Annotated in this window: 24 protein-coding genes; 16 read left to right on the forward strand and 8 right to left on the reverse strand. The window is 71.6% G+C overall.

What is annotated here, in order from left to right; all coding sequences use genetic code 11:
- The first annotated feature begins 264 nt into the window (after window positions 1-264).
- From ABC271_RS17330 to ABC271_RS17365, 8 genes are all read left to right on the forward strand, one after another.
- Window positions 265-936, forward strand: a complete 672-nt coding sequence (locus ABC271_RS17330; RefSeq protein WP_005049595.1) for a M23 family metallopeptidase — start codon at window positions 265-267, stop codon at window positions 934-936.
- The gene (gene lgt / locus ABC271_RS17335) at window positions 936-1,826 is read left to right on the forward strand and encodes a prolipoprotein diacylglyceryl transferase (RefSeq protein WP_005049593.1); all 891 of its coding nucleotides are present in this window, start codon (window positions 936-938) and stop codon (window positions 1,824-1,826) included. Before ABC271_RS17330 ends, lgt begins: the two co-directional genes overlap by 1 nt.
- Window positions 1,804-3,450: a cytochrome c biogenesis protein ResB gene (gene resB / locus ABC271_RS17340; protein ID WP_056518810.1), complete on the forward strand. Its 1,647-nt coding sequence runs from the start codon at window positions 1,804-1,806 to the stop codon at window positions 3,448-3,450. The genes lgt and resB overlap by 23 nt, the downstream gene beginning before the upstream one ends.
- The gene (ccsB, locus tag ABC271_RS17345) at window positions 3,434-4,432 is read left to right on the forward strand and encodes a c-type cytochrome biogenesis protein CcsB (RefSeq protein WP_005049590.1); all 999 of its coding nucleotides are present in this window, start codon (window positions 3,434-3,436) and stop codon (window positions 4,430-4,432) included. The genes resB and ccsB overlap by 17 nt, the downstream gene beginning before the upstream one ends.
- Window positions 4,433-4,457: 25 nt before the next feature.
- Window positions 4,458-4,733: a hypothetical protein gene (locus tag ABC271_RS17350; protein WP_005049588.1), complete on the forward strand. Its 276-nt coding sequence runs from the start codon at window positions 4,458-4,460 to the stop codon at window positions 4,731-4,733.
- A gap of 19 nt (window positions 4,734-4,752) precedes the next feature.
- Window positions 4,753-5,382, forward strand: coding sequence for a TlpA family protein disulfide reductase (locus ABC271_RS17355; protein ID WP_005049587.1), 630 nt, complete (start codon window positions 4,753-4,755; stop codon window positions 5,380-5,382).
- Complete coding sequence (locus ABC271_RS17360) at window positions 5,382-6,110, forward strand: cytochrome c biogenesis CcdA family protein (protein WP_005049586.1); 729 nt, start codon at window positions 5,382-5,384, stop codon at window positions 6,108-6,110. Before ABC271_RS17355 ends, ABC271_RS17360 begins: the two co-directional genes overlap by 1 nt.
- 100 nt (window positions 6,111-6,210) lie before the next feature.
- Window positions 6,211-7,722, forward strand: coding sequence for a hypothetical protein (locus ABC271_RS17365; RefSeq protein ID WP_412926078.1), 1,512 nt, complete (start codon window positions 6,211-6,213; stop codon window positions 7,720-7,722).
- A 183-nt stretch (window positions 7,723-7,905) separates the two neighbouring features.
- On the opposite strand, the gene ABC271_RS17370 is transcribed toward ABC271_RS17365, so the two are convergent.
- The gene (locus ABC271_RS17370; RefSeq protein WP_412926079.1) at window positions 7,906-9,786 is read right to left on the reverse strand and encodes a multicopper oxidase domain-containing protein; all 1,881 of its coding nucleotides are present in this window, start codon (window positions 9,784-9,786) and stop codon (window positions 7,906-7,908) included.
- Between ABC271_RS17370 and ABC271_RS17375 the strand changes: the two genes are divergently transcribed.
- Together ABC271_RS17375 and lnt are read left to right on the forward strand one after the other, a co-directional pair.
- Window positions 9,778-10,785: a flavin-containing monooxygenase gene (locus ABC271_RS17375; protein ID WP_412926080.1), complete on the forward strand. Its 1,008-nt coding sequence runs from the start codon at window positions 9,778-9,780 to the stop codon at window positions 10,783-10,785. The two genes, ABC271_RS17370 and ABC271_RS17375, sit on opposite strands and share 9 nt — an antisense overlap.
- Window positions 10,782-12,389: an apolipoprotein N-acyltransferase gene (gene lnt, locus ABC271_RS17380; protein WP_156454718.1), complete on the forward strand. Its 1,608-nt coding sequence runs from the start codon at window positions 10,782-10,784 to the stop codon at window positions 12,387-12,389. Before ABC271_RS17375 ends, lnt begins: the two co-directional genes overlap by 4 nt.
- A 27-nt stretch (window positions 12,390-12,416) precedes the next feature.
- On the opposite strand, the gene ABC271_RS17385 is transcribed toward lnt, so the two are convergent.
- The 7 genes from ABC271_RS17385 to ABC271_RS17415 all read right to left on the reverse strand — a co-directional run bounded on the left by ABC271_RS17385 (window position 12,417) and on the right by ABC271_RS17415 (window position 17,230).
- Window positions 12,417-12,905: an alpha/beta hydrolase gene (locus tag ABC271_RS17385; protein ID WP_198553659.1), complete on the reverse strand. Its 489-nt coding sequence runs from the start codon at window positions 12,903-12,905 to the stop codon at window positions 12,417-12,419.
- A 405-nt stretch (window positions 12,906-13,310) separates the two neighbouring features.
- On the reverse strand, window positions 13,311-13,928 hold the full coding sequence (locus ABC271_RS17390; RefSeq protein ID WP_036286071.1) for a hypothetical protein: 618 nt from the start codon (window positions 13,926-13,928) through the stop codon (window positions 13,311-13,313).
- Window positions 13,929-13,958: 30 nt separating this feature from the next.
- Window positions 13,959-14,117 (reverse strand): YHS domain-containing protein, encoded by a 159-nt coding sequence (locus ABC271_RS17395; protein ID WP_327037316.1) that lies wholly within the window; start codon window positions 14,115-14,117, stop codon window positions 13,959-13,961.
- Complete coding sequence (locus tag ABC271_RS17400) at window positions 14,114-14,236, reverse strand: hypothetical protein (RefSeq protein ID WP_268768652.1); 123 nt, start codon at window positions 14,234-14,236, stop codon at window positions 14,114-14,116. Before ABC271_RS17400 ends, ABC271_RS17395 begins: the two co-directional genes overlap by 4 nt.
- A gap of 25 nt (window positions 14,237-14,261) precedes the next feature.
- Window positions 14,262-16,553 carry a heavy metal translocating P-type ATPase gene (locus tag ABC271_RS17405; protein WP_056518818.1) on the reverse strand — a complete coding sequence of 764 codons (2,292 nt, stop codon included), beginning with the start codon at window positions 16,551-16,553 and terminating at the stop codon, window positions 14,262-14,264.
- Complete coding sequence (locus ABC271_RS17410) at window positions 16,550-16,900, reverse strand: heavy-metal-associated domain-containing protein (RefSeq protein WP_056207403.1); 351 nt, start codon at window positions 16,898-16,900, stop codon at window positions 16,550-16,552. Before ABC271_RS17410 ends, ABC271_RS17405 begins: the two co-directional genes overlap by 4 nt.
- Before the next feature lie 45 nt (window positions 16,901-16,945).
- Entirely contained in the window at window positions 16,946-17,230 is a 285-nt protein-coding gene (locus tag ABC271_RS17415; protein ID WP_056207405.1) for a metal-sensitive transcriptional regulator, read from the reverse strand.
- 60 nt (window positions 17,231-17,290) lie between these two features.
- Here ABC271_RS17415 and ABC271_RS17420 point away from each other — a divergent pair, with 60 nt between their 5' ends.
- The 6 genes from ABC271_RS17420 to ABC271_RS17445 all read left to right on the forward strand — a co-directional run.
- On the forward strand, window positions 17,291-17,878 hold the full coding sequence (locus tag ABC271_RS17420) for an AAA family ATPase (protein ID WP_056518820.1): 588 nt from the start codon (window positions 17,291-17,293) through the stop codon (window positions 17,876-17,878).
- Window positions 17,878-19,533: an ABC1 kinase family protein gene (locus ABC271_RS17425; RefSeq protein WP_056207406.1), complete on the forward strand. Its 1,656-nt coding sequence runs from the start codon at window positions 17,878-17,880 to the stop codon at window positions 19,531-19,533. The genes ABC271_RS17420 and ABC271_RS17425 overlap by 1 nt, the downstream gene beginning before the upstream one ends.
- 80 nt (window positions 19,534-19,613) lie before the next feature.
- Complete coding sequence (locus tag ABC271_RS17430; protein WP_235557379.1) at window positions 19,614-19,760, forward strand: hypothetical protein; 147 nt, start codon at window positions 19,614-19,616, stop codon at window positions 19,758-19,760.
- A 5-nt stretch (window positions 19,761-19,765) separates the two neighbouring features.
- The gene (locus tag ABC271_RS17435; RefSeq protein WP_235557380.1) at window positions 19,766-20,257 is read left to right on the forward strand and encodes a hypothetical protein; all 492 of its coding nucleotides are present in this window, start codon (window positions 19,766-19,768) and stop codon (window positions 20,255-20,257) included.
- Window positions 20,254-20,511: a DUF2933 domain-containing protein gene (locus tag ABC271_RS17440; protein ID WP_056518825.1), complete on the forward strand. Its 258-nt coding sequence runs from the start codon at window positions 20,254-20,256 to the stop codon at window positions 20,509-20,511. The genes ABC271_RS17435 and ABC271_RS17440 overlap by 4 nt, the downstream gene beginning before the upstream one ends.
- Window positions 20,508-21,146, forward strand: a 639-nt coding sequence (locus ABC271_RS17445) for an EamA family transporter (protein ID WP_412926081.1), incomplete at its 3' end; no start/stop codon positions are given. The genes ABC271_RS17440 and ABC271_RS17445, both read left to right, overlap by 4 nt.

Raw genomic sequence — 21,146 nt, forward strand, 5'->3', positions numbered from 1 at the left:
CTCGCCGTGCACTCCGGGCCGCGGCTCCCGGTTGGACCGTGTGACGGCGACCGTACGCACCTTCATCGTCCCCCTCATCCAGGAAAGTCTTGTATGCCCGAACCCGCCCCCTCCACCCCGACTCCCGGTACCGGAACGCGCCGTGCGGCGAGAGCCGCCCTGTCTTCCCCACCCGTCCAGACGCGACGCGATCGACGCCGTCGGCCCACCCGTGCCGCCCGGACACCTCGACACGCGCCGCGCCGCACGCTCACCCGATCCCGGATGCTCGCCGGCGCGGTGATGCTCCCGGTCGCGTCGATCGCCGGACTGCCGTTGCTGATCCCGTTGACGCCGGAGCCGGTGTTCGCCGTCGAGGCGACCCGCACCCCGGTGCGCGCCCAGTCGTTCACCACCCCCGACACCGTCACCGGGACGGTGATGGTGCGCGGGGACTACACGGTGGCGGTGACCGCCCCCGTCGGGACCGAGTCGTACGCGCACACCGCGGACACGTTCACCAATGACCCGGCGTCGGCGGTGCAGTGGCCGTTCACGGTGGGGGTGCCGATCAGCAGCACGTTCGGGTACCGCACCCCGCCATGCCCGTCCTGCTCAAATTTCCATGCCGGACTGGACATGACCCCCGGGATCGGCACCCCGATCCAGGCGATCGCCGACGGGGTGGTCACCACCGCGACGGAGCAGGGCGGCGCGTACGGGGTGTACGTGGTGATCCGGCACGAGATCGACGGGCAGGTCGTGGAAAGCGCGTACGCGCACATGCGGGAAGGGTCCCTCGCCCTGACCCCGGGACAGACCGTGCGGGTGGGGCAGATGGTCGGCCGGGTCGGGGACAGTGGACGCAGCTTCGGCGCACACCTGCACTTCGAGATCCGCACCGGAGGCGAAGCGGTGGACCCGCTGGCGTGGCTTCCGGCGAGGGTGAGGCCCTGATGGACGCACTCCTCATTGTGGCTCCGGCGCTGATCCCGAGCCCGGGGATCAGCTTCGTTCAGGTCGGTCCGTTCCAGATCCGGTTCTACGCGCTGGCGATCCTGGCCGGGATCGTGCTGGCGGTGCTGATCACCGGCCGTCGGCTGCGGGCGGTCGGGCACCCGGCCGGGGTCGTGGTGGATGTGGCGATGTGGGCGGTGCCGTTCGGGATCCTCGGCGCCCGGATCTACCATGTGCTCACCCATCCCGGCGACTACTTCTTCCCTGGCGCGGACCTGTGGCGGGTGCTCTACATCTGGGAAGGCGGGATCGCAATCTTCGGTGCGATCCTGGGCGGGCTGGTCGGGATTGTGATCGGCACCCGTCGCGCCGGGATCCCGGTGCTGCTGTTCCTGGACGCGCTCGCGCCGGGGATGCTGGTCGCCCAGGCGGTGGGACGGCTGGGGAACTACTTCAACCAGGAGCTGTTCGGCCCGCCCACCACCTTACCGTGGGGGCTGCAGATCGACCCCTCAGCCCCCGCGATCCCGCCGGGGACCCCGGCGGGGACCCTGTTTCATCCGCTGTTCCTGTACGAGCTGCTGTGGAACCTGGCCGGTGCCGCCGTGATCGTGCTGCTCGAGCAGCACCGCCGCCGGCACGGCCGGATCACGCTGGGCGCCGGGCGGAGTCTGGGCGTGTACCTGCTGTGGTACGGGGCGGGGCGGGCGGTGCTGGAGTCCATCCGGCTGGATCCCACCGAGCTGCTCGCCGGCGGGCTGAAAGCGAACGTGCTCACCGCCCTGGTGGCCGCCGTACTGGGGGTCGGGCTGCTCGCCCACGCCTCCTGGCGCGCCCGCCGCCGCGCACCCGTCCGGGGGAGGGGGGATGCGCGTGTCGATCCGCAATGAGCAGGCCCCGCAGCTGCCCGCCGATCACGTCGACCGGCCGGTGGAGGAGCGCACGAATCCGCGCCTGAGCGTGTCGGGGTGGGCGCGGTGGGCGTGGCGGCAGCTGACCAGCATGCGCACCGCCCTGGTGTTGTTGCTGCTGCTCGCGGTGGCCGCGATCCCCGGGTCGTTGATCCCGCAACGCTCCTCCGACCCGAACGGGGTGATCCAGTTCGACAAGACCAACCCGGGCTGGATGTGGGCGGTGGACCTGCTGCAGCTGCACGACGTGTTCGGGTCGGTGTGGTTCTCCGCGATCTACCTGCTGTTGTTCGCGTCGCTGATCGGCTGCGTCATCCCCCGCATCCGCCACCACCTGACCGCGCTGCTCGCCCCGCCCCCGGCCACCCCCCGCAACCTGTCCCGCCTGCCCGCCCACACCCGCCGCGTCCTCCCCGACACGCCCCCCGGTGCGGTCTTGGACGCGGCCGAGAAGGCGCTGCGTCGGCAGCGGTACCGCACCCGCCGGGTCCGCGGCGACGACGGACGGGACTCGGTCGCAGCCGAGCGCGGCTACCTGCGGGAGACCGGGAACCTGCTGTTCCACGTGGCGCTGCTGGCGGTGCTGGTCGTGGTCGGCGTCGGCGGCGGGTTCCGGTTCACCGGGCAGCGGGTGCTGGTGGAGGGGCAGACGTTCGCGTCCACCCGGATCGCGTACGACTCGTTCACCGCCGGCCGGTTCATCACTGACACGCAGATCCCGGCGTTCTCCCTCACCCTGGACCGGTTCCGCGTCGACTACGTCCTGGACAACGTCAACGCGCTCGGCATGCCGAAGACGTTCGACGCGCAGGTCACGACCACCACTGGCGGCACCCGGCAGGCCTCCAGCATCCAGGTCAACGAGCCGCTGCCGGTGGCTGGCACCGACATCTATCTGCTCGGCAACGGGTACGCCCCCACCCTCACCGTCCGAAACCCGGCCGGGAAGATCGTGTTCCGTGACACGGTCCCGTTCCTGCCGCAGGACGCGAATTTGACCAGCTTGGGCATCGTGAAGGTTCCCGACGGGCTGGCCGAGCAGGTCGGCCTGGTCGGGATGCTGTACCCCACCCGCGCGACCACCGCCTCTGGGGCGTTCGCGTCCAGCTACCCGGACCTGCTGGACCCGGTCGTCACCTTCAACGTGTACGTCGGCGACCTGGGCCTGAACACCGGGGTCCCGGTGTCGGTGTACGCACTGGACACCAGCACCCTCACCCAGATCGCCGGGCGGGGCACCCCCACCCCCGCCCTGCAGTTGGTCCCCGGCACCCCGGTTCCGCTGCCGGACGAGCTGGGCACGATCGAGCTCGGCCCGATCCCCCGATTCGCGTCGCTGGAGATCGCCGCCGACCCCACCCAAACCCCCACTCTGATCGCCGCGGTCGTCGCGATGGCCGGGTTGGCCCTGTCCCTGTTCGTGCCCCGCCGCCGCCTTTGGGTCCGCGCAACCACCGGCCGGGACGGCGGCACGGTGCTTGAGGTCGCCGGGCTCGCCCGCGGCGACGACCCCCGCCTGCAACCCACCGTCGACACCCTCGCCACCCGCCTCACCCCTTCCCCCGCACCCCTTCGAGGAGGCTCTGATGACCCCGTTCCTTGACGCCCTGTCCCTGCTGCTGGTGTACTCGGCGATCGCGATCTACGCCGCCGCATTCGTCGCCTACACCCTTCACCTCGCCCGCCGCGCCAGCACCCCTGCCGTCCCGGTCACCGTCCGGGTGCCGGTCACCGCCGGCGCCACCAGCACCACCGACCCGGACCTGGCAGGCACACCCACCGCCCCCGCCCCCGACACCGCACCCGGTGCCGCCGCTGCCCCGGGGGGCGGACGGGGGGCGGGGAAGGCGGCGCGGGTCGGGTTCGTGTTGACCGTGCTGGGCTGGGTGTTCCATCTTGCCGGGGTGGTGCTGCGCGGGGTCGCCGCGGACCGGGTGCCGTGGGCGAACATGTTCGAGTTCTCCCTCACCGGCACCGCCCTGATCATCGCCACCTTCCTGGCCGTGTCGCTGCGGGTGCGGCTGGCGTACCTGGGCAGCGCCGTGCTCGGGCTGACCGTGCTGCTGCTCGGCGTCGCGACGGTTAGCTTCTACGTCCCCGTCGTCCCCCTGATGCCCGCCCTGCAGTCCGGGTGGCTGGTCATCCACGTGCTGGTCGCGCTGCTGGCGACCGCGTTCTTCGGGCTCGCGTTCCTCGTCTCCCTCACCTACCTGCTCACCACCCGCCGCCGCGGCCTCCCCTCCCGGCTCACCCGGCTGCGGGACAGTCTGCCCGGGCCGGAGGATCTGGACCGACTCGCATACCGGCTGACGATCGTCGGGTTCATCCTGTGGACCTTCACCCTGATCGCCGGGGCGATCTGGGCCGGCCGCGCCTGGGGCAGGTTCTGGGGGTGGGACGTGAAAGAGGTGTGGACGTTCATCATCTGGGTGCTCTACGCCGGATACCTGCACGCCACCGCCACCCGCGGCTGGGCCGGCACCCGCGCCGCCTGGCTGTGCATCGTCGGCTTCGCCGCCGTGCTGTTCAACTTCGGCGTCGTCAACGTCTTCTTCACCGGGCTGCACTCCTACTCCGGACTGTGACCCGCCCCCTGCGAAAGGACCGCTCATGACCCGCACCACCCCCCGCCCCGCCCCAGCTGAGGACCCACAACGCGCCTGGCGGCGACACCGCCTGCTCGTCCGGGTCGGCCAGGCCCTGATGGCCGCCGGCGCGATCGTCGCGATCATCCACTGGCTCGCGCACCTGGAAGTGTTCGGCCCCGGCCAGCCCTCCGGCTGGCTCGACCTGGTCGCCGGGTACCCGACCGGGGCGCTGCTGCTGATCACCGGCGCCATCCTCGCCGGCCGCCGCCGCCCCACCAGCAAGAGCACGAACACCTGACCGACCGGAGTGATCCCGCATGCGCACCCCCACCACCCTGACACGCCCACCCCGCCGCGCCGTCACCGCCGCCGCGGTCGCCGTGTTCGGCGCGCTCGTCCTGCTTCTGGCCGGGTGCACCGCCCAGACGCCCGGCCTGTTGTCCTCCTCCCCGTCCCCGGGGTATCTGTCCGCGGACGAGACCGTGCGGGAGATCCCCGCCGACCAGCGCGACGACCCGGTCACCTTCACCGGCACCACCGACACCGGGGAGCAGGCGGATTCCACCGCGTGGGCGGGTTCGGTCGTTGTGGTGAACTTCTGGTACGCCGCCTGCCCGCCCTGCCGTGCCGAAGCGCCCGACCTGGAAGCCCTCGCCCAGACCTACCAGCCCGACGGTGTCGTGTTCATCGGCGTCAACGTGCGCGACAGCGCCGACACCGCCGCCGCGTTCGAGAACCAGTTCGGCATCACCTACCCGTCGATCCTGGACGCCACCACCGGCACGGTGCAAGCCGCGTTCGCCGGGAAAGCCGCCCCCGGCGCCGTGCCCACCACCATCGTCCTGGACCGCACCGGCCGGATGGCCGCCCGCATCATCGGGCAACTGCCCACCCGCACCACCCTCGCCGCCCTCATCGACACCGTCCTCGCCGAGACGAGCCCCTGATGGGGGAGATCATCACCGCCGGCAGCATCTGGGCCGCCCTCCCCCTAGCCCTCCTCGCCGGGCTGGTGTCCTTCGCCTCCCCCTGCGTGCTCCCCCTCGTGCCCGGCTACCTCGGCTACCTCACCGGCACCACCACCACCGCGGGGGTCTCCCGGTGGCGGGCGCTGGCCGGGACCGGACTGTTCACCCTCGGCTTCTCCGTCCTGTTCATCGGCTACGGGGCCGCGTTCGGCGCCCTCGGGGCCTGGCTCATCCGCTGGCAAGATCTCCTCACCCGCATCCTCGGGATCGTGGTCCTGCTGATGGGGCTCGTGTTCCTCGGCGTGTTCCGGCTCTTCCAACGCACCGCGAAACCCGCCATCCACCCACCCAGCGGGCTGGCCGGAGCTCCCCTGCTCGGCATCGCGTTCGGGCTCGGCTGGACCCCGTGCCTGGGCCCCACCCTCGCCGCGATCTCCGCCCTCAGCCTCACCACCGGCAACCCCGCCCGCGGCGCCCTCCTCGCCGTCACCTACTGCCTGGGCCTGGGGTTGCCCTTCATCGCCGCCGCCGCCGGCCTGAACTGGGCCACCGGAAGCATCACGTTCCTGCGCCGCCACATCCGCACCATCAACATCACCGGCGGGGTCCTCATGATCGCCACCGGCATCGCGATGATCAGCGGAGCCTGGACACTCCTCACCTCCAGCATCCAGAACCTCATCGGAGCCACCGTGCTCCCCCTCTAACACACCTCTAACACCCCGCTGCCGCCGGGAGCGGGGCCATGGCGTTAGCCGCCTGGCAGGGGCGGACCGGCTCCCTGCCGCATCACAGAAAGGACAGACCATGCGACCACACGGCAGCCGTGACCGCGCCCCCATCCCGTCCGAGCCGGACCCGGCCCGCGGTTCCCCGGCGCTGGGGGCCGGGGGCGTCTGGGTCGCCGCAGCGGCCGCGGCCGCCGGGGTTGGGTCGGCGTATTGGGACGACTCCCGGCACACCACCCTCGGCCGGGACAGCACCTTCATCCCTCCGCACCTGCTGCTGTATGCGTCGATCCTCACCGTCGGGGTCGTGATCGCCGGCTGGGGGTGGCGGCGGCTGGCCGCGACACGATCCGTGGCCGCCGTGTTCCGCACGCCCGGGTTCGCGGTCGCGGTCGCTGCGGCGGTCGCGACCGCGGCGGCCGCGCCCGCCGACGCGTTCTGGCACACCGCGTTCGGGCGTGACGCGGTGCTCTGGTCGCCCCCGCACCTGCTGTCGGTGATCGGCACCCTGTGCGTGCTGATCGGCCTGCTCACCGGCACCGACCGGCTCGTGCCTGCCCCGCCGCGGATCGCCCTGGCCGCAGGCGTGCTGGGGGCGGCGCTGATCATCGTGATGGAATACGACACCGACGTGCCCCAGTTCACCGAGACCCTGTACCTGCCGCTGCTGCTGGCGACCACGCTCGGCGCGGCATGGGTGATCACCACCCTGGTCCCCGGCCGCACCCGCCTTGTCCTCGTCGTCGCCGTGTACCTGGTGTTCCGGGTGGTGCTGTGGGTGCTGCTCACCACCTCTGGGTGGCTCGCCCCCGACCTGCCGGTCGCGGTGGCCGGGCTCTTCCTGCTGGCCCTGCCCGTCCCCCGGTGGCGGTGGCCGGTGGCCGCCCTCGCCGTGACCACCCTGCAACTGCTGGCCTCCGGGACCGGGATCAGCAGCGTCCCACCCACCCCCGTCGCCTGGTCCGCCGTCGGCACCACCACGGTGATCATCGTCAGCATGATCGCCCTCACCGTGCGGCCGGGGACTCGCCTCCGATCCGGGGCCGCGGCCGCGGCCCTCACCCTTCTGCTGGTCGCCCTCGCCCCGCCCCCACCCGCGCAGGCGCACGACCCCGGCCAGGGCACCGCCTACGGCACCGCACAGATGACCGTCACCGGCGACGGCACCGGGCAGCTGACCGTCACCATCACCGGCATCCGCCTCACCGACGACACCGACCTCACCCCGTCCCGTCTGGTCGCCCGCCGCGCCGGAGAGGACCTCACCGCGCCGCTGCGCGCACAACCCGGCACCCCGCCTCCCGGTACCTTCACCGGGGAACTGGCACTGCCGTCACCGGGGCTGTGGTTCGTGTACGCCCAGTTCGCCACCGGCGAACGCACCCTCGAGGTGTGGGTGCCCGTCGATCAGCAACTCACCGGCCCGCAAAGCCAGCAGCGCAACCTCTACCAGCCCGTCACCGCTGCCACCCCGCCACCGGGGCAGATCCTCCTCGGCGCCGTGCTCCTCGCCGTCTCGGCGGCGCTCACGGTCGCCGCGGCCGTCACCGTCGCCCGCCGCCGACGCGTCCTCCCTCCCGCGACCACCTGACCACGGCGAGGTCACCGCGCCCCGTTGCGGGCGGGCGGGCGATCTCGGCCTCCGGCAACCGAAACGGTCGGGCACGATGAGCTGAGCACCTCTTGCATCCGCCTGCTGTGCTGCCGGAGGGCGCGGACGTGACTCGACGCGGCAACGGCGACCACAACGGCGGCGGTTCTTCGGTTCGTGGGGTTATTCGGTGACGTTGATGATCATGGTCAGGCCGCCGGCGCCGTCGGTTTCGACGTTGTTGTTGGTGGTGTGGTGGTTGATGTGGCAGTGGATGAGCCACTGGCCGGGCTCGAGCGCGTTCCAGAGCACGTCGTAGCGTTGTCCCGGCCCGACGTTGATCGTGTCGGCCTGGAACTGCTGCGCCGTGGTGAGGGCCGCACCGTCGCGGGCGACGACGGTGAACGGGCCGCCGTGGATGTGCATCGGATGGATGTCGATGGTGTTCGAGCCGATGAACCGCACCCGGAGGGTCTCCCCCACCTTCATGTCGATGGTCTCGGTGGCCGGGTACGCCTTCCCGTTGATGGTGAAGTAGTTCGGCATGCCCCCTTCCATCGGCATCGCCGGATAGGTCAGCCCCTCCCGAGACAGCCACTCCTGCAGCTGAATCGTGTACTCGCGATCGGCAGGCGGCTGCAGGCCAGGGTCGGCGGGGTCGATGATCAGCGCCCCGTACAGGCCGAGGGCCTGCTGCCGGTCGGCGTGATCGTGGGAGTGGTAGAAGAACGTGCCCCACTGCTTCACCGTGTACTCGTACCGGTAGGTGTCGCCGGGTTGGATGGGATCCTGGGTGATCCCGGCGGGCCCGTCCATCTCGTTGGGCACGTCCAGGCCGTGCCAGTGCACGGTCGTGGACTCGTCGAGCTCGTTGGTCACGTCGATGCGGATCCGGTCGCCCTGGGTGACCTGCAGCCGAGGCCCCGGGATCTGCCCGTTGTACGCGTACGCGTCGACGGTGACGCCGGGGAGGATCTCCCAGCGGATCTGCGACACGGTCAGCTCGAACACCCTCACCCCGTCCTCGACGCGGGCAGGTTCCAGCACCTCATCACCGCGGGTGTCCACGTCGTACGCGGCGGTCGCGGCCCGCGGGTCGACGGCGGCCATGTCCCGCATCGCCTCGGCGGGGGTGTCACGGGTCATGATCATCCCGGGCGGCATGATCAGCCCACCGACGTCGTGCGCGCTGAGAGTCATGTTGACGGCGTTCGCGGGGGCGACCATCCCGACCACGAGCGCGATCGCGGAGAACGCGCCGACCACGGTCAGCTGCGGCACGGTCACCGCTCCGGCGCCAGAAGGCTGGTGCGCCTCATGCCCCGACCCCGGCGACGACGCAGCGCCCGCCGCCTGGTCGTGGCCGGCGTGCGCCTCCGGCGGCTGCGGGTTGTGCTGCGCGTGCGCGTCATGCTCCTGGGGGTGGGTGGCGGGCTGGGGGCGGACGGTCATCAGACCGTGCTTGAGGCCCTTCTTCACCATCCACACGTTCACGGGGTAGGCGAGCACGAACCCGACCGCGATCCCGAAACTCATCACCGCCCAGAACAGCAACTCGGTGGGCAGCATGGCCCGCATGTCGCGGCCCATCATCAGCAGCGACATCACCGGCGCCATGCCCGCCATCATCAGGTTCATGCTGATGAACTCGGGCAGGAACGAGCGGCGCACGTTCTGCCAGTAGCTGCCGCCCATCATGTTTTTCATGAACAGGGCCTGGAACACGAACAACCCGAACGCGAACCCGGCGGCGTACTCGATGATCAGATCCAGCCACATCGGCAGGCCCAGCGACGCGACGACGACGGCGGCGACGATGATGCCGGTGGCATCGCCCGCGACGCAGTGGATGGTCGAGCCGATGCCCTGCTTCCACAGCGGCCGGGTGAACTCCTCATGCTCTCCCGGCCGTGGCTCCTTGTCCGCGAGCACATACAGCAGCGCCCCGATCGGCCCCAGGTAAAGGGTGACCAGGATGAAGCCCCACTTCATCACCGCCGGCTCCGGGTTGTGACGGAACTGGTCCACCCCGACCCAGATCGTGCTGATCGCGGGTTGACGCATCGGCGGGCGATCATCGTCGGGGCCGGGCAGGCCGGGCTCGCGGTGGCCGCCGCGCTGATCGGGTTGGGGTTCCGGCCGCAGCAGGAGTTCGTGGTCGTCGACGCCGCCACGGACCGGCAACGCAGTTGGGCGTCCCGGTGGCATTCGATGCGGCTGCTGTCCGACGCCCGCCACAGCACGCTTCCGCTCCGGCCGCTGCCGCTGGACCCGCACGAGCATCCCCGGGCCGATGAGATCGCGAACTACCTGGACCAGGTGCAGCACACCCTGGGGGTGGACCCGTTCTGGGGGTTGCGTGTGGTCGGGGTGGAACGCCGCGGTCACGGGTCGGTGCTGCAGCTGCAGACCGCGGAGGGCGACGTGCAGACCCGCAACGTGGTGTGCGCGACCGGCGCCGCCACCCACCCCCGCATCCCTGCGTGGGCGCAGCAGCTGCGGGTGCCCGGGGTGGTGCTGCACAGTGCCCACTACCAGTTCCCCCGGCAGGTGCCCACCGGGCGGGTGCTGATCGTCGGCGGAGGGAACAGCGGGGTGCAGCTGGCGCGAGAGCTGTCCGCCTCCCACGAGGTCACCCTCGCGGTCCGCACCCGACGGCCGCACCGACCCGCCCGTACCTTCCCCGTCCACGCCCGGGCAGGCTCGTCCTGGCTGGGTCGCCCACCCGCCGTGCAGCCGGTGTTCGGCGACAGCTACCATGCGCTGCGTCACGCGGGTGTGGCGGTCGCCCCGGCGGTGACCGGCGCGGACGGCGGGCAGGTCACGTTCGCCGATGGCAGCACCCTCGCCCCGGACTCGGTAATCCTCGCCACCGGGTACGACCCCGGCGACGACTGGCTCCCCGCCGAGGCGACCGCAGCCCGGTCCCGCCCGGCGATGACCGGGCTGCCGGGCTTGTTCGTCGCCGGGATCCCCGCCCACAGCCGCCCCGGAGCGGACACCCTCGCCGGGGTGTCCCGGGACGCCGCCGTAATCGCCCGCACCATCGCGGACCGGCCATGACCGCCACCCCGACGACCCTCCAGGACCCGCACGGACGCCCCCAACCCACCCCGCCGAACCGCCGCGCCCGGGCGGTGATGCCGTTGGCGATGGCGTTGCCGGTCGCGGCAGCCGCGGCGGTGCTGATGGATCTCGCCTACCCGGAGGTGGGATTCTGGCCGGCCGCGTTCGCCGCGACCGGGCTGCTGCTTCTCGCCCTGATCGGCCGGAGCGTGTGGGGGGCGGTGGCGGTCGGGGCGGTGTTCGGGTTGCTGTTCTTCGGGCTGCTGGTGTCCTGGACGACCCGGTATCTCGGGCCGGTGCCGTGGGCGGCACTGACCGTGGTGGAAGGGACCCTGACCGCGGTCGGGATCATCCCGCTGGCACTCGCCTACCGGTGGGTGCCGCGCGCCGCCCCCGGCCCGGTCGGACGCCTGCTCCTGCTGCCGGGCCTGGTGGCCGCGTTGTGGACGGGCCGGGAGGTGCTGCTGGGCGCCTGGCCGTACGGGGGGCTGCCGTGGGCGCGGCTCGGGATCACCCAAGCCGACAGCCCCCTCGTTCAGACGGTGTCCTGGGTCGGGGTGAGCGGGCTCACCTTCCTGATGGTCTTCACCGTCGCCGCCGCGATCGAAACCATCCGGACCGGCCGGTGGCGTCGCCCGTTCCCCGCCGCCGTACCCGCCGTCACCACCCTGATGCTGGTCCTGGTCCCGGCGTTTCCCACCACACCGGCCGGGACGATGCGGGTCGGGGCGGTGCAAGGCAACGGCCCGTCCGGGTACTTCGACCAGCGCACCGTGGGGGCGATCGCCCGGGCGCAGGGGGACGCGACCGGCCCGGTGCTCGACGCGGATGTGGATCTGGTGGTGTGGCCGGAAGGGCTGGATGCTGACCCGTTCCAGACCCCGTGGCTGGCCGAGCATCTCACCGGCATCAGCACCCGGGCAGGTGCCCCGCTGCTGGCGAACGCGGCCACCACGGCGGGCGGCAACATCTACAACACGTCGTTCCTGTGGGACCCGGCCACCACCGGTGCCACGCCGCAGCGGGAGCAGGTGCAGACGCACGCGAAACGCCACCCGGTGCCGTTCGGCGAGTACGTGCCCGATCGGGCGTTCTACACCCTGCTCGCTCCCGACCTGGTCGGGCTGCTGCAACGCGACTACGCGCACGGCACCGACCTGCCCATGGTCACCGTCGGCGACGTGCCGGTGGGGTTGGCGATCTGCTTCGACGTGATCTACGACGAAGTCATCGCCGAGAGCGTCACCGCCGGCGCGGAGCTGCTGGTGTTCCAGACCAACAATGCCGACTTCCGCGGCACGGACGAGAACCTGCAGCAGCTCGCGGTCGCCAGAATCCGCGCGGTGGAGACCGGCCGCACCGTGGTGAACGTCTCCACCGTCGGCGCCAGCCAGATCATCCGCCCCGACGGCAGCACCCTCACCGGTCTGCCCGCCGGACAGGCCGGGGCGATGATCGCCGACACCGACCTGCGCGCCGGGCTCACCCCCGCCGTCCTCATCGGGCAAGGCGTTTCCACTGTCACCCTATGGGGTGGGCTGGGTGGTCTCGCCCTCACCGGTGCGATCGCCCGGCGGCGACGCCCCCCTGCCGTGGCCTGACCAGGCATGCCCGCCAGACAACCCGGGCTATCCGACGGGCGGGAGGACGAGGCGGCGGATCTCCGCAGCGATCAGGTCCGATTCTGTGGCGGGGATGTAGTGGCCGGAGCGGGCAGCGACCACGTGCCGGCCCTGCCGGGACTGTGCGGCCCGATACCGCCCGGCGGCGGTCGCGGCATCCCGGACCCGTCGCGGCATCCCGTCCGCGAGACTGCCGGAGATGACGGTGACCGGGACATCGGGCAGCACCGGCGGGTCGCCGCGCCAGGCGTGCAGCTCGGTGAGGAACGTGCGCGCCTGCCGACCCTGGGTGACCACCACCGCGGGCCGGAACGCCTCCCGGTGAAGATCCGCCCGCACATCCTCGGGCATCCCCTCCCCGAGGAACCGGAAGAACCGCTCCAGCAACCCCACCCGTGCCAGCACCCACTCCACGGCGATCACGATCTTCTCCCCGACCCGGAACGGCACACCGAACTGCTGGGTCGCTGCCTCGTCGGTCGGATCCACCAGCACCAGACCGGCCTCCCGGTCCGGGCGGCCGGTCTGCTGCCTGCCGCACGATCGGGCCGCCCGCGGAATGCCCCACCTGCACGAACCCGCTGCTCGGCTCGAGGCCGTCCAGCAAATCGTTCAGGTCGTCGGCCATCCGGTCCAGGGTGCGCCCTGCACTATCCGGGGCGGACCGGCCCAGCCCTGCCCGGTCATACACCACGGCCCGCGTGAACGCGGCGACCCGGGTCTGCAGCAACGCCCAGGTGGAGCGGGTCGCCGCCCATCCCGCCTCGAACACCACCGTCGGCGCCCCGGGGGTCCCGGCCGGGGCGGGCAGCACCATCGTATACAGGGCGCGCTCGTCACGGGTGCGCACCCACACCGGCTCCCCCTGCGTGTGCACACGCTCCCCCGCCATGACCCGCCCTACCGGTCCGTGCCCTGGCGGGAGGCGCCGGTCGCGGCGCGGTGGGCCTTCTCCCGCAAGGCCAGCAGGGCGAGGGTGTCGTCCTTGATCTGGGTGCGGCCGAGGATGCCCCAGTGCGCGCTCAGGTGGTCTTCGAGGTAGCGCAGCACCCGGGCGAACGGGACGGTGTGCCACGGCGCCCCCGCCCCGGGCGGGGAGGTGGGGTTGCCGAACACGACCGTGCGGATCGTGTGCCCTTCCGGCGCCACCGTCCGTCCCGTTTCCAGCAGTTCGGCGACCAGCCGGGCGGCATCGGTCGGGGCGCAGCACCCGAACCGGGTGAACGCGGCTTCCAGCACGGCCGGGTCCCGCATCGCCGGGTTGGGGTGCGGGCGGCCTTCCTTGACCTCGCCGAGGATCATGTCCGCTCCGCCCCCGGCGCCCAGGGCCGGGTCCAGCGGTGCGTCGACGGTCCCGGACGCTCCCGGTGCGCGGTGCAGCCGTACGGCGAGGATGTCCAGGTCGGTGATGGTGCGGGGACCGCCGGGACCGGTGGCGTCCAGCACGGGGTATTCGGCGACGGTGAAGTAGCCGTTGACCCGCAGGTACGCCTGCACCAGCCCGACCGCCGTGTCCACCCTCTATCTCCGACCGGGTTATCTGGCCGGTCAGGCGGCGTGCGCGTAGCGGGCCGGGTCGGCGTCGAACAGCGGCCCGCACTCGGCGCAGCAGAACCAGTACCGGCTGCCCTGGTAGTCGCGGAACAGGCCGCGCTGCTCGGCCCAGGCCGGGTCGACCTGGTTGCCGGGCATCACCGGACAGGTCACCAGGTTCGTCGCCCCCGCCGGCGGCTCGTGATGGTGATGCTCGTGCGCACCATGCTCGTGTCCTCCACGGTCGTGCCCGTGCGTGGGTCGTGCCCGGAGTGGTCGTGGTCGTGGGACATGGTGTGTCTCCTTCTCGAGCGATGGTTAGGCCTGGACGGGCGCGGGCTCTCGGGTGGCGGGGGCGCCGGCACGGGTCGGGGTGGGCAGGGGGCGGAAGCGGCGCAGGCGGAGGCTGTTGGTGACGACGAACACGCTGCTGAACGCCATTGCCGCGGCGGCGAGGATGGGGTTGAGCAGGGCGAGCATCGCGACCGGGATCGCGGCGACGTTGTACGCGAACGCCCAGAAAAGGTTCCCCTTGATCGTGCCCAGGGTGCGGCGGGCCAGCCGGATCGCGTCCGGGACCAGCATCAGGTCGCCGGAGACGATGGTCAGGTCCGCGGCGGTGATGGCCGCGTCGGTGCCGGTGCCCATCGCGATCCCGAGGTCGGCGGCGGCGAGGGCTGCGGCGTCGTTGACGCCGTCGCCGACCATCGCGACCACCCGGCCCGCGGCCTGCAGGTCGCGGATGGTGTCGAGCTTGCCCTGTGGGGTGACCCCGGCGCGGACGTCCTCGATCCCGGCCTGGTTGGCGATCGCGCGGGCGGCGCCGGGGTTGTCGCCGGTGAGCAGGATCGGGGTCAACCCGAGCTCTCGGAGCCGGGTGACCGCCTCACGGCTGGTGGGTTTGATGGTGTCGGCGACGCTGATCGCCCCGCGCACCTGCCCGTCCCACGCCACCACCGTGACCGTCGCTCCCGCCGCCTCGTCCGCCGCGATGGTGTCGGCGAGCTCGGCGGGGATGGGGAGCGCCCATTGGGTGGTGATCCAGGAGGCGCGGCCGGCGGCGACCAGGCGGCCGTCGACGATGCCCTGCACGCCCTGCCCGGCCACCGCGGCGAACGATTCCACTGCCGCGAGCGGGCCGCTGGCCGCGTTGGTGATGGCGCGGCCGATGGGGTGTTCGGAGCCGTGCTCGAGCGCCCCGGCGACCTGCACCAGCTCCGTCTCGTCGGTCCCTGCGGCGGGGTGGGTGGCGGTCACGGTCATGGTGCCGGCGGTGATGGTGCCGGTCTTGTCCAGCACCACGGTGTCGATGCGGCGGGTCTGCTCCAGCACCTGCGGTCCGCGGATGAGGATGCCCAGCTGCGCGCCTCGCCCGGTGCCGACCAGCAGCGCGGTCGGGGTCGCGAGCCCGAGCGCGCAGGGGCACGCGATGATCAGCGTCGTCACCGCGGCGGTGAACGCGACCTCCGGGGAGGCGCCGACCAGCAGCCACACCGTGAACGCGACGATGGCGAGGGCGATGACGATGGGGACGAAGATCGCGGAGACCCGGTCGGCGAGGCGCTGCACCTGCGCCTTCCCGGTCTGCGCCTCCTCCACCAGCCTGGCCATCCGGGCCAGCTCCGTGTCCGCGCCGACCCGGGTGAGCTCTACCAGCAGTCGGCCGCCGGTGTTCACGGTCGCTCCGACCACCTTCGAGCCGGGGGCGACTTCGACGGGGACGGACTCGCCGGTCAGCATCGACTCGTCCACCGCGGAGACACCCTCGGTGACGACACCGTCGGCGGGGATCTTCTCCCCGGGCCGCACCACCACGATGTCGCCGGGCACCAGCTGGGCGACGGGGACGCGCTGTTCGCTACCTGTGCGGAGGACGACGGCGTCTTTCGCACCCAGCTCCAGCAGGGCGCGCAGAGCCTCCCCGGATTGCCGCTTCGCGCGGGTCTCCAGGTAGCGGCCGAGGAGGATGAACACCGTCACCAGGGCGGCGACCTCCAGATACACCTCGTGGCCGCCGGACTGCGGGGTGCCGACGAAGGTCACGCTCATCCGCATCCCGGGCATCCCGGCACCGCCGAAGAACAGGGCGTAGAGGGACCAGCCGAACGCGGCCAGCACGCCGAGGCTGATCAGGGTGTCCATCGTCGCCGCACCGTGGCGGGCGTTGATCGCCGCGGCACGGTGGAACGGCCACGCCCCCCACACCACCACCGGCGCCGCAAGGGTCAGGGTCAGCCACTGCCAGTAGGTGAACTGCAGCACCGGGATCATCGACAACACCGCCACCGGCACCGCCAGGACCGTCGAGACGATCAGCCGCTGCCGCAACGACACCAACTCCGCATCCCGCGGCACCGTGGCCTGTTCATCGGGGGCTTCGGTGGCCGGTGGGGCGGGGACGGAGGCCCCGTACCCGGCCTGCTCGACCGCCGAGATCAGCTCCTCCAGCGGCACCGGGGACTCGGCGTGCACGCGGGCTTTCTCGGTGGCGAAATTGACCGTCGCCGCCACCCCCGGCAGTTTATTCAGCTTCCGCTCCACCCTGGTCGCGCACGACGCGCAGGTCATCCCGGTGATGTCGAGATCAACATCCGTCGTCGTCGTGGTCATGACACTGAGGCGAGGCTGTAGCCGGCCTCCTCCACCGCCTCCCGCACCCGCGCCGCATCCACCGGCGTCGCGCTGGACACCGTCACCGTGGACACGCCACCGGCGCGCAGATCGACGGCGACGTCGGAGACACCGTCGATCGCGGAGACCTCCTCGGTCACGCTGCGCACGCAGTGCGAGCAGGTCATCCCCTCCACCAGGAACTGCGCCGACACAACGTCACCCGTCGCCGGGACTGCGGTGGTGTCGGTGGCTGCCGCGCCGTGTGAGGTGGGGCTGCAACACGCGCACCCCGCGCCGGTGCTCGTCGCCTGCAGTCCGAGGTCCTGGAATCCCTGTCCGGTCATGATGTGCTCCCTTCAAGAGCGTTGAACGATGTGAGTGGGGCGAGGTTAGGAGCGCACGAGGCGCGCGATCGCGGCGTTCGCCTCACGCAGCTTCTCCTCCGCGACCGGGCCGCCTTCGGCGGTCGCCTGCGCGACGCAATGCGCGAGGTGGTCTTCCAGCAGCGCCAGCGCGACGGACTCCAGCGCCTTCGTCGCCGCCGACACCTGGGTCAGCACATCGATGCAGTAGACGTCCTCGTCGATCATCCGCGCGATCCCGCGGACCTGCCCCTCCGCGCGGCTCAGCCGCGCCAGCAGCGCCGGCTTGTTGTCCACATACCCGTGTGCCATCTCGTACCTCCACCTACAATCTACCATACCCTGTAGGGGTACAGGGTGTAGGGTGAGGTCATGACCGGCATCCAGGAGCCGCGGCCCGCACAGCCCACCCGTTGGCACGTCGTGACGGGCGGTCCCAGCTCGGGCAAGACCACCACGGTCAACCTGCTGCGGGGCCGCGGGTACACGACCACGATCGAGCACGCCCGGCACTACATCGACCTGCAACGGATCACCGGGCGCAGCACTGCGGAGGTGCGGGCACGGCAGAGCGAGTTCCAGCGCGCGGTCGTAGACATGCAGATCGAGCAGGAGCACTCCCTCGACCCGCAACAGACGGTGTTCCTGGACCGTGCCCTGCCGGACTCGCTCGCCTATTACCGCTTCCTCAACCTCGAGCCCGACACCGCCCTGCTGGGCGCGCTGGCCGCCACCCGGTACGCGACGGTGTTCCTGCTGGACCTGCTCCCGCTGGCGCCCGACTACGCGCGCACCGAGGACCCCGCCGCGCAGCGGCGCATCCACGACCTGCTCGGGCAGGTGTATGAGGAGCTGGGTTTCCCCGTCGTCACCGTCCCCGCGCTCGCCCCGGACGTGCGCGTCGAACTCATCCTGGAACGAGCATCGGCCGACGGGCCAGCTGAGAGGGGCGTGAGCTGATGGGCGCGGGGGGTAGCCGGTACCGGCAGATCGGGGCCGTGCTGCGCCGGCACGGACTCGGCGTCCTGGCCGGCGTGCTGGGCCTGGGCGGCTTGGTGCCGTTCCACCGCGGCGCCCTCGGACACGCCCGGCAGGAGGACCCCTACACGAACCCGGAGCATGTGCGGGTCGCGTTGGAGGAGCTCGGGCCGACGTTCGTGAAACTGGGCCAGATCCTCTCCACCCGGCACGATCTGCTCCCCGCGGCATGGGTCGCCGAGTTCGCCAAACTGCAGGACGACGTCGCCGCGGCACCGTGGGAGGGCATTCGGGACGTGCTCCGTGAAGAGCTCGGCGCCGACCCAGAGCACGTGTTCGCCCAGTTCGACCCGGTGCCGCTGGCGGCGGCGTCCATCGGGCAGGCGTACGCGGCAACTCTTCACGACGGCACCGAGGTCGTCGTGAAGGTGCGCCGGCCCGGCGTGGTCGCGCAGGTGCACGAAGACCTGGACATTCTCCGCAACCTCGCCGACCGCGCCGACCGGCGCTGGGATGCCATCCGGCAGTACGACCTGCCCGGGCTGGTGGAGGAGTTCTCCCGCACGCTGCGTGCCGAGCTGGACTACCTGCAGGAGGCCCGCAACGCCGAACGGTTCGCGCAGGAGTTCGCCCACGCGGCGCGGGTGCGGATTCCCCGCGTGCACGGGGAGACCACGACCTCGCGCGTGCTGACCCTGGAGCGGATGAGCGGGGTGCGGATCGACGACCTGGAGGGCCTGGACGCCGCCGGCATCGACCGGGTCGCACTCGCGCGGCTGGGTGCCGACATCGTGCTCACGATGGTGTTCGACAACCGGTTCTTCCATGCCGACCCCCATCCCGGGAACATGTTCGTGCAGCCCGACGGCGCGCTCGCGCTGATCGACTTCGGGATGGTCGGGGAGCTCACCGAACAGACCACGGACGGCCTCGCCGGCATCGTGCTCGCCTTCACCCGCGACGACCCGGACGCCCTCACCACCGCCCTGATAGAACTCTCCCGGACCGCCGACGTCGTCGACCGGGCAGGGCTGCGGCAGGCGATCACCGCGTTCACGGCCCGCTACCGGGGCCGTTCGCTGTCGGAGATCAGCCTCGCAATCATGCTCCAGCAGCTGCTCGGCATCCTTCAGCAGCACCAGCTGCACCTTCCGCAGGAGACGGCGCTGCTGTTCAAAGTGCTGATGATGGCCGAAGGGACTGCGGCGCGGCTGGATCCGGACTTCCAGATGCTCGACGCCCTGCAGCCCTACGCTGAGCAGCTCACCCGCGCCCAGCTGTCCCTGCCGGCTCTGGCCCGGCGATGGGCGCGCGCGGGAGCCGACACCGGGGCACTGCTCACCGAGCTGCCCGCCACCCTGAGCCGGCTCCGGCATCTCCTCGAAGACGGCGGGTTCGAGGTGCACCTGCGCGCGACGGAGCTGGAACCTCTCGTCGGGCGCGCCGAACGCGTCGGCAACCGTGTCGTCGCGGGAATGATCGCCGCCGCGCTGATCGGCGGGATCGGCACCCTCGTCGGCGGGAACACGAAATGGCGCTCCCGGGAAGGCGTCCTGATCGGCGCCGGGACCGGCACGATCGGCGCGCTCGGCGGCTACCTGCTGTGGACTCTGCGGCGCCGCCGGCCCCGCCACTAACCCGTGCGCGGCCTCGAGAACACCATGAAAAGGGGAAAGGGAGATGGGACAGGATCAAAGTCGGCGTCAACGGATACGGCGTGATCGGCAAGAGGGTCGCCGACGCCGTCCACGCCCAACCCGACATGCAGTTGACTGGCGTCGCGGACACCATCACCGACTGGCGCATCAGATCCGCCGCCCGCCTCACCCCGACCCGTGGGAATCGCACCTGGGCGGCATCATGAACACGATGGTTCCCGAACCGGTCATTCCCTCCCACCAGGGTCCGGACGCGCGCACCGTGATTCCCGGCCTGGACGTGGTCACGATCGCCGCGAAGGGCGCGCGCACGCATACCCACAACCACTACTGGACCCTGCAGCTGACCCGCCGCGCCTCACGCGACCCGATCCTCGACGCGTTGCGCGCCGCCCCCCGCATCGCGTTCATCCGCATGTCCGACGGGCTCGTCGCCCTCAACTCCACGGTCGAGCTGATGCGCGACTTCGGCCGACCCCGCGGGGACATGTGGGAAGTCGCGGTCTGGGAAGACCTCGTCACCGTCGACGGCGACGAGGCATACCTCACCTACCAGGTGTGCAACGAGGCGATCGTCGTCCCCGAAACCATCGACGCGATCCGTGCCCTCACCGGCACCGTCACCGACCCCGCCGCCTCCATCCGTCTCACCGACAACACCCTCGGCATGAGACACGACTTCCTCGCCGCGGAGCGGTCATGACCACCCCGCACGCCGGACCGCCCCGCCCTGGACGCGTGTGGATCTGGGGGATCATCGCGCTTGCCGTCGCCGGGATCGTCATCTACCTGGTCATCGACCACTGGACCCACCTCGCCGCGGCCGCCCCCTACGCCGGCATCATCGTGATCGCCCTACTGCACCTGTTCAGCCACCGCGGACACGGAGGCCACGGACGACACCGTGAACAGACCCGTCACGACCACACGAACCCGCCCCCCGACGACGACGCATGAGCACCCCCACCGCGGCCGGCACCGGACGGCGAGCGCCGAGCCCGTGGCGGATGCTGTGGATCACCTTCGCGTGGGGGTCCTGCTTCGTCGCGATCAGCGTCGGGCTGCAAGATGCGCCGCTGCTGTGGCTCGCAGCACTGCGCGCCCTCGTCGCCGGTGCCGCTCTGCTGATCCTCACTGTCATCCGCCGCGCGCCCGTCCCCCGCGAGGTACGCAGTTGGACGCTGATCGGCGTGCTCGGCGTCGTGAACGTCGCCATCGCCTACGCCGCCATGTTCGGCGGCACCATCGGCCTGACAACGGGCGTCGCGTCCGTGCTGGCCAACGTCCAGCCCGTCCTCATCCTGCTGCCCGCCTGGTGGCTCTACCGCGAACGTCCCTCCCTGCGATCGGTGGCCGCGATGCTCACCGGGCTCGCCGGACTCCTGCTCATCGTGCTGCCCGCCGGCGCCGGGACCGGGGCATGGCTGTCCCTCACCGCCGCCGCCGTCACCGCCGGCACCCTCATCAGCCGCGCCGTGCGCGCCGACCCGTTCCTCGTCGCCACCGTGCAGCTGCTGCTCGGCGGCGGGATCCTCCTCGTCGCCGCCGCGATCGTCGAAGGTCCGCCGGTCATTGAATGGACGCCGGGATTC

It is taken from the genome of Microbacterium canaveralium, assembly GCF_047238045.1.
Classification (GTDB): Bacteria; Actinomycetota; Actinomycetes; order Actinomycetales; family Microbacteriaceae; genus Microbacterium.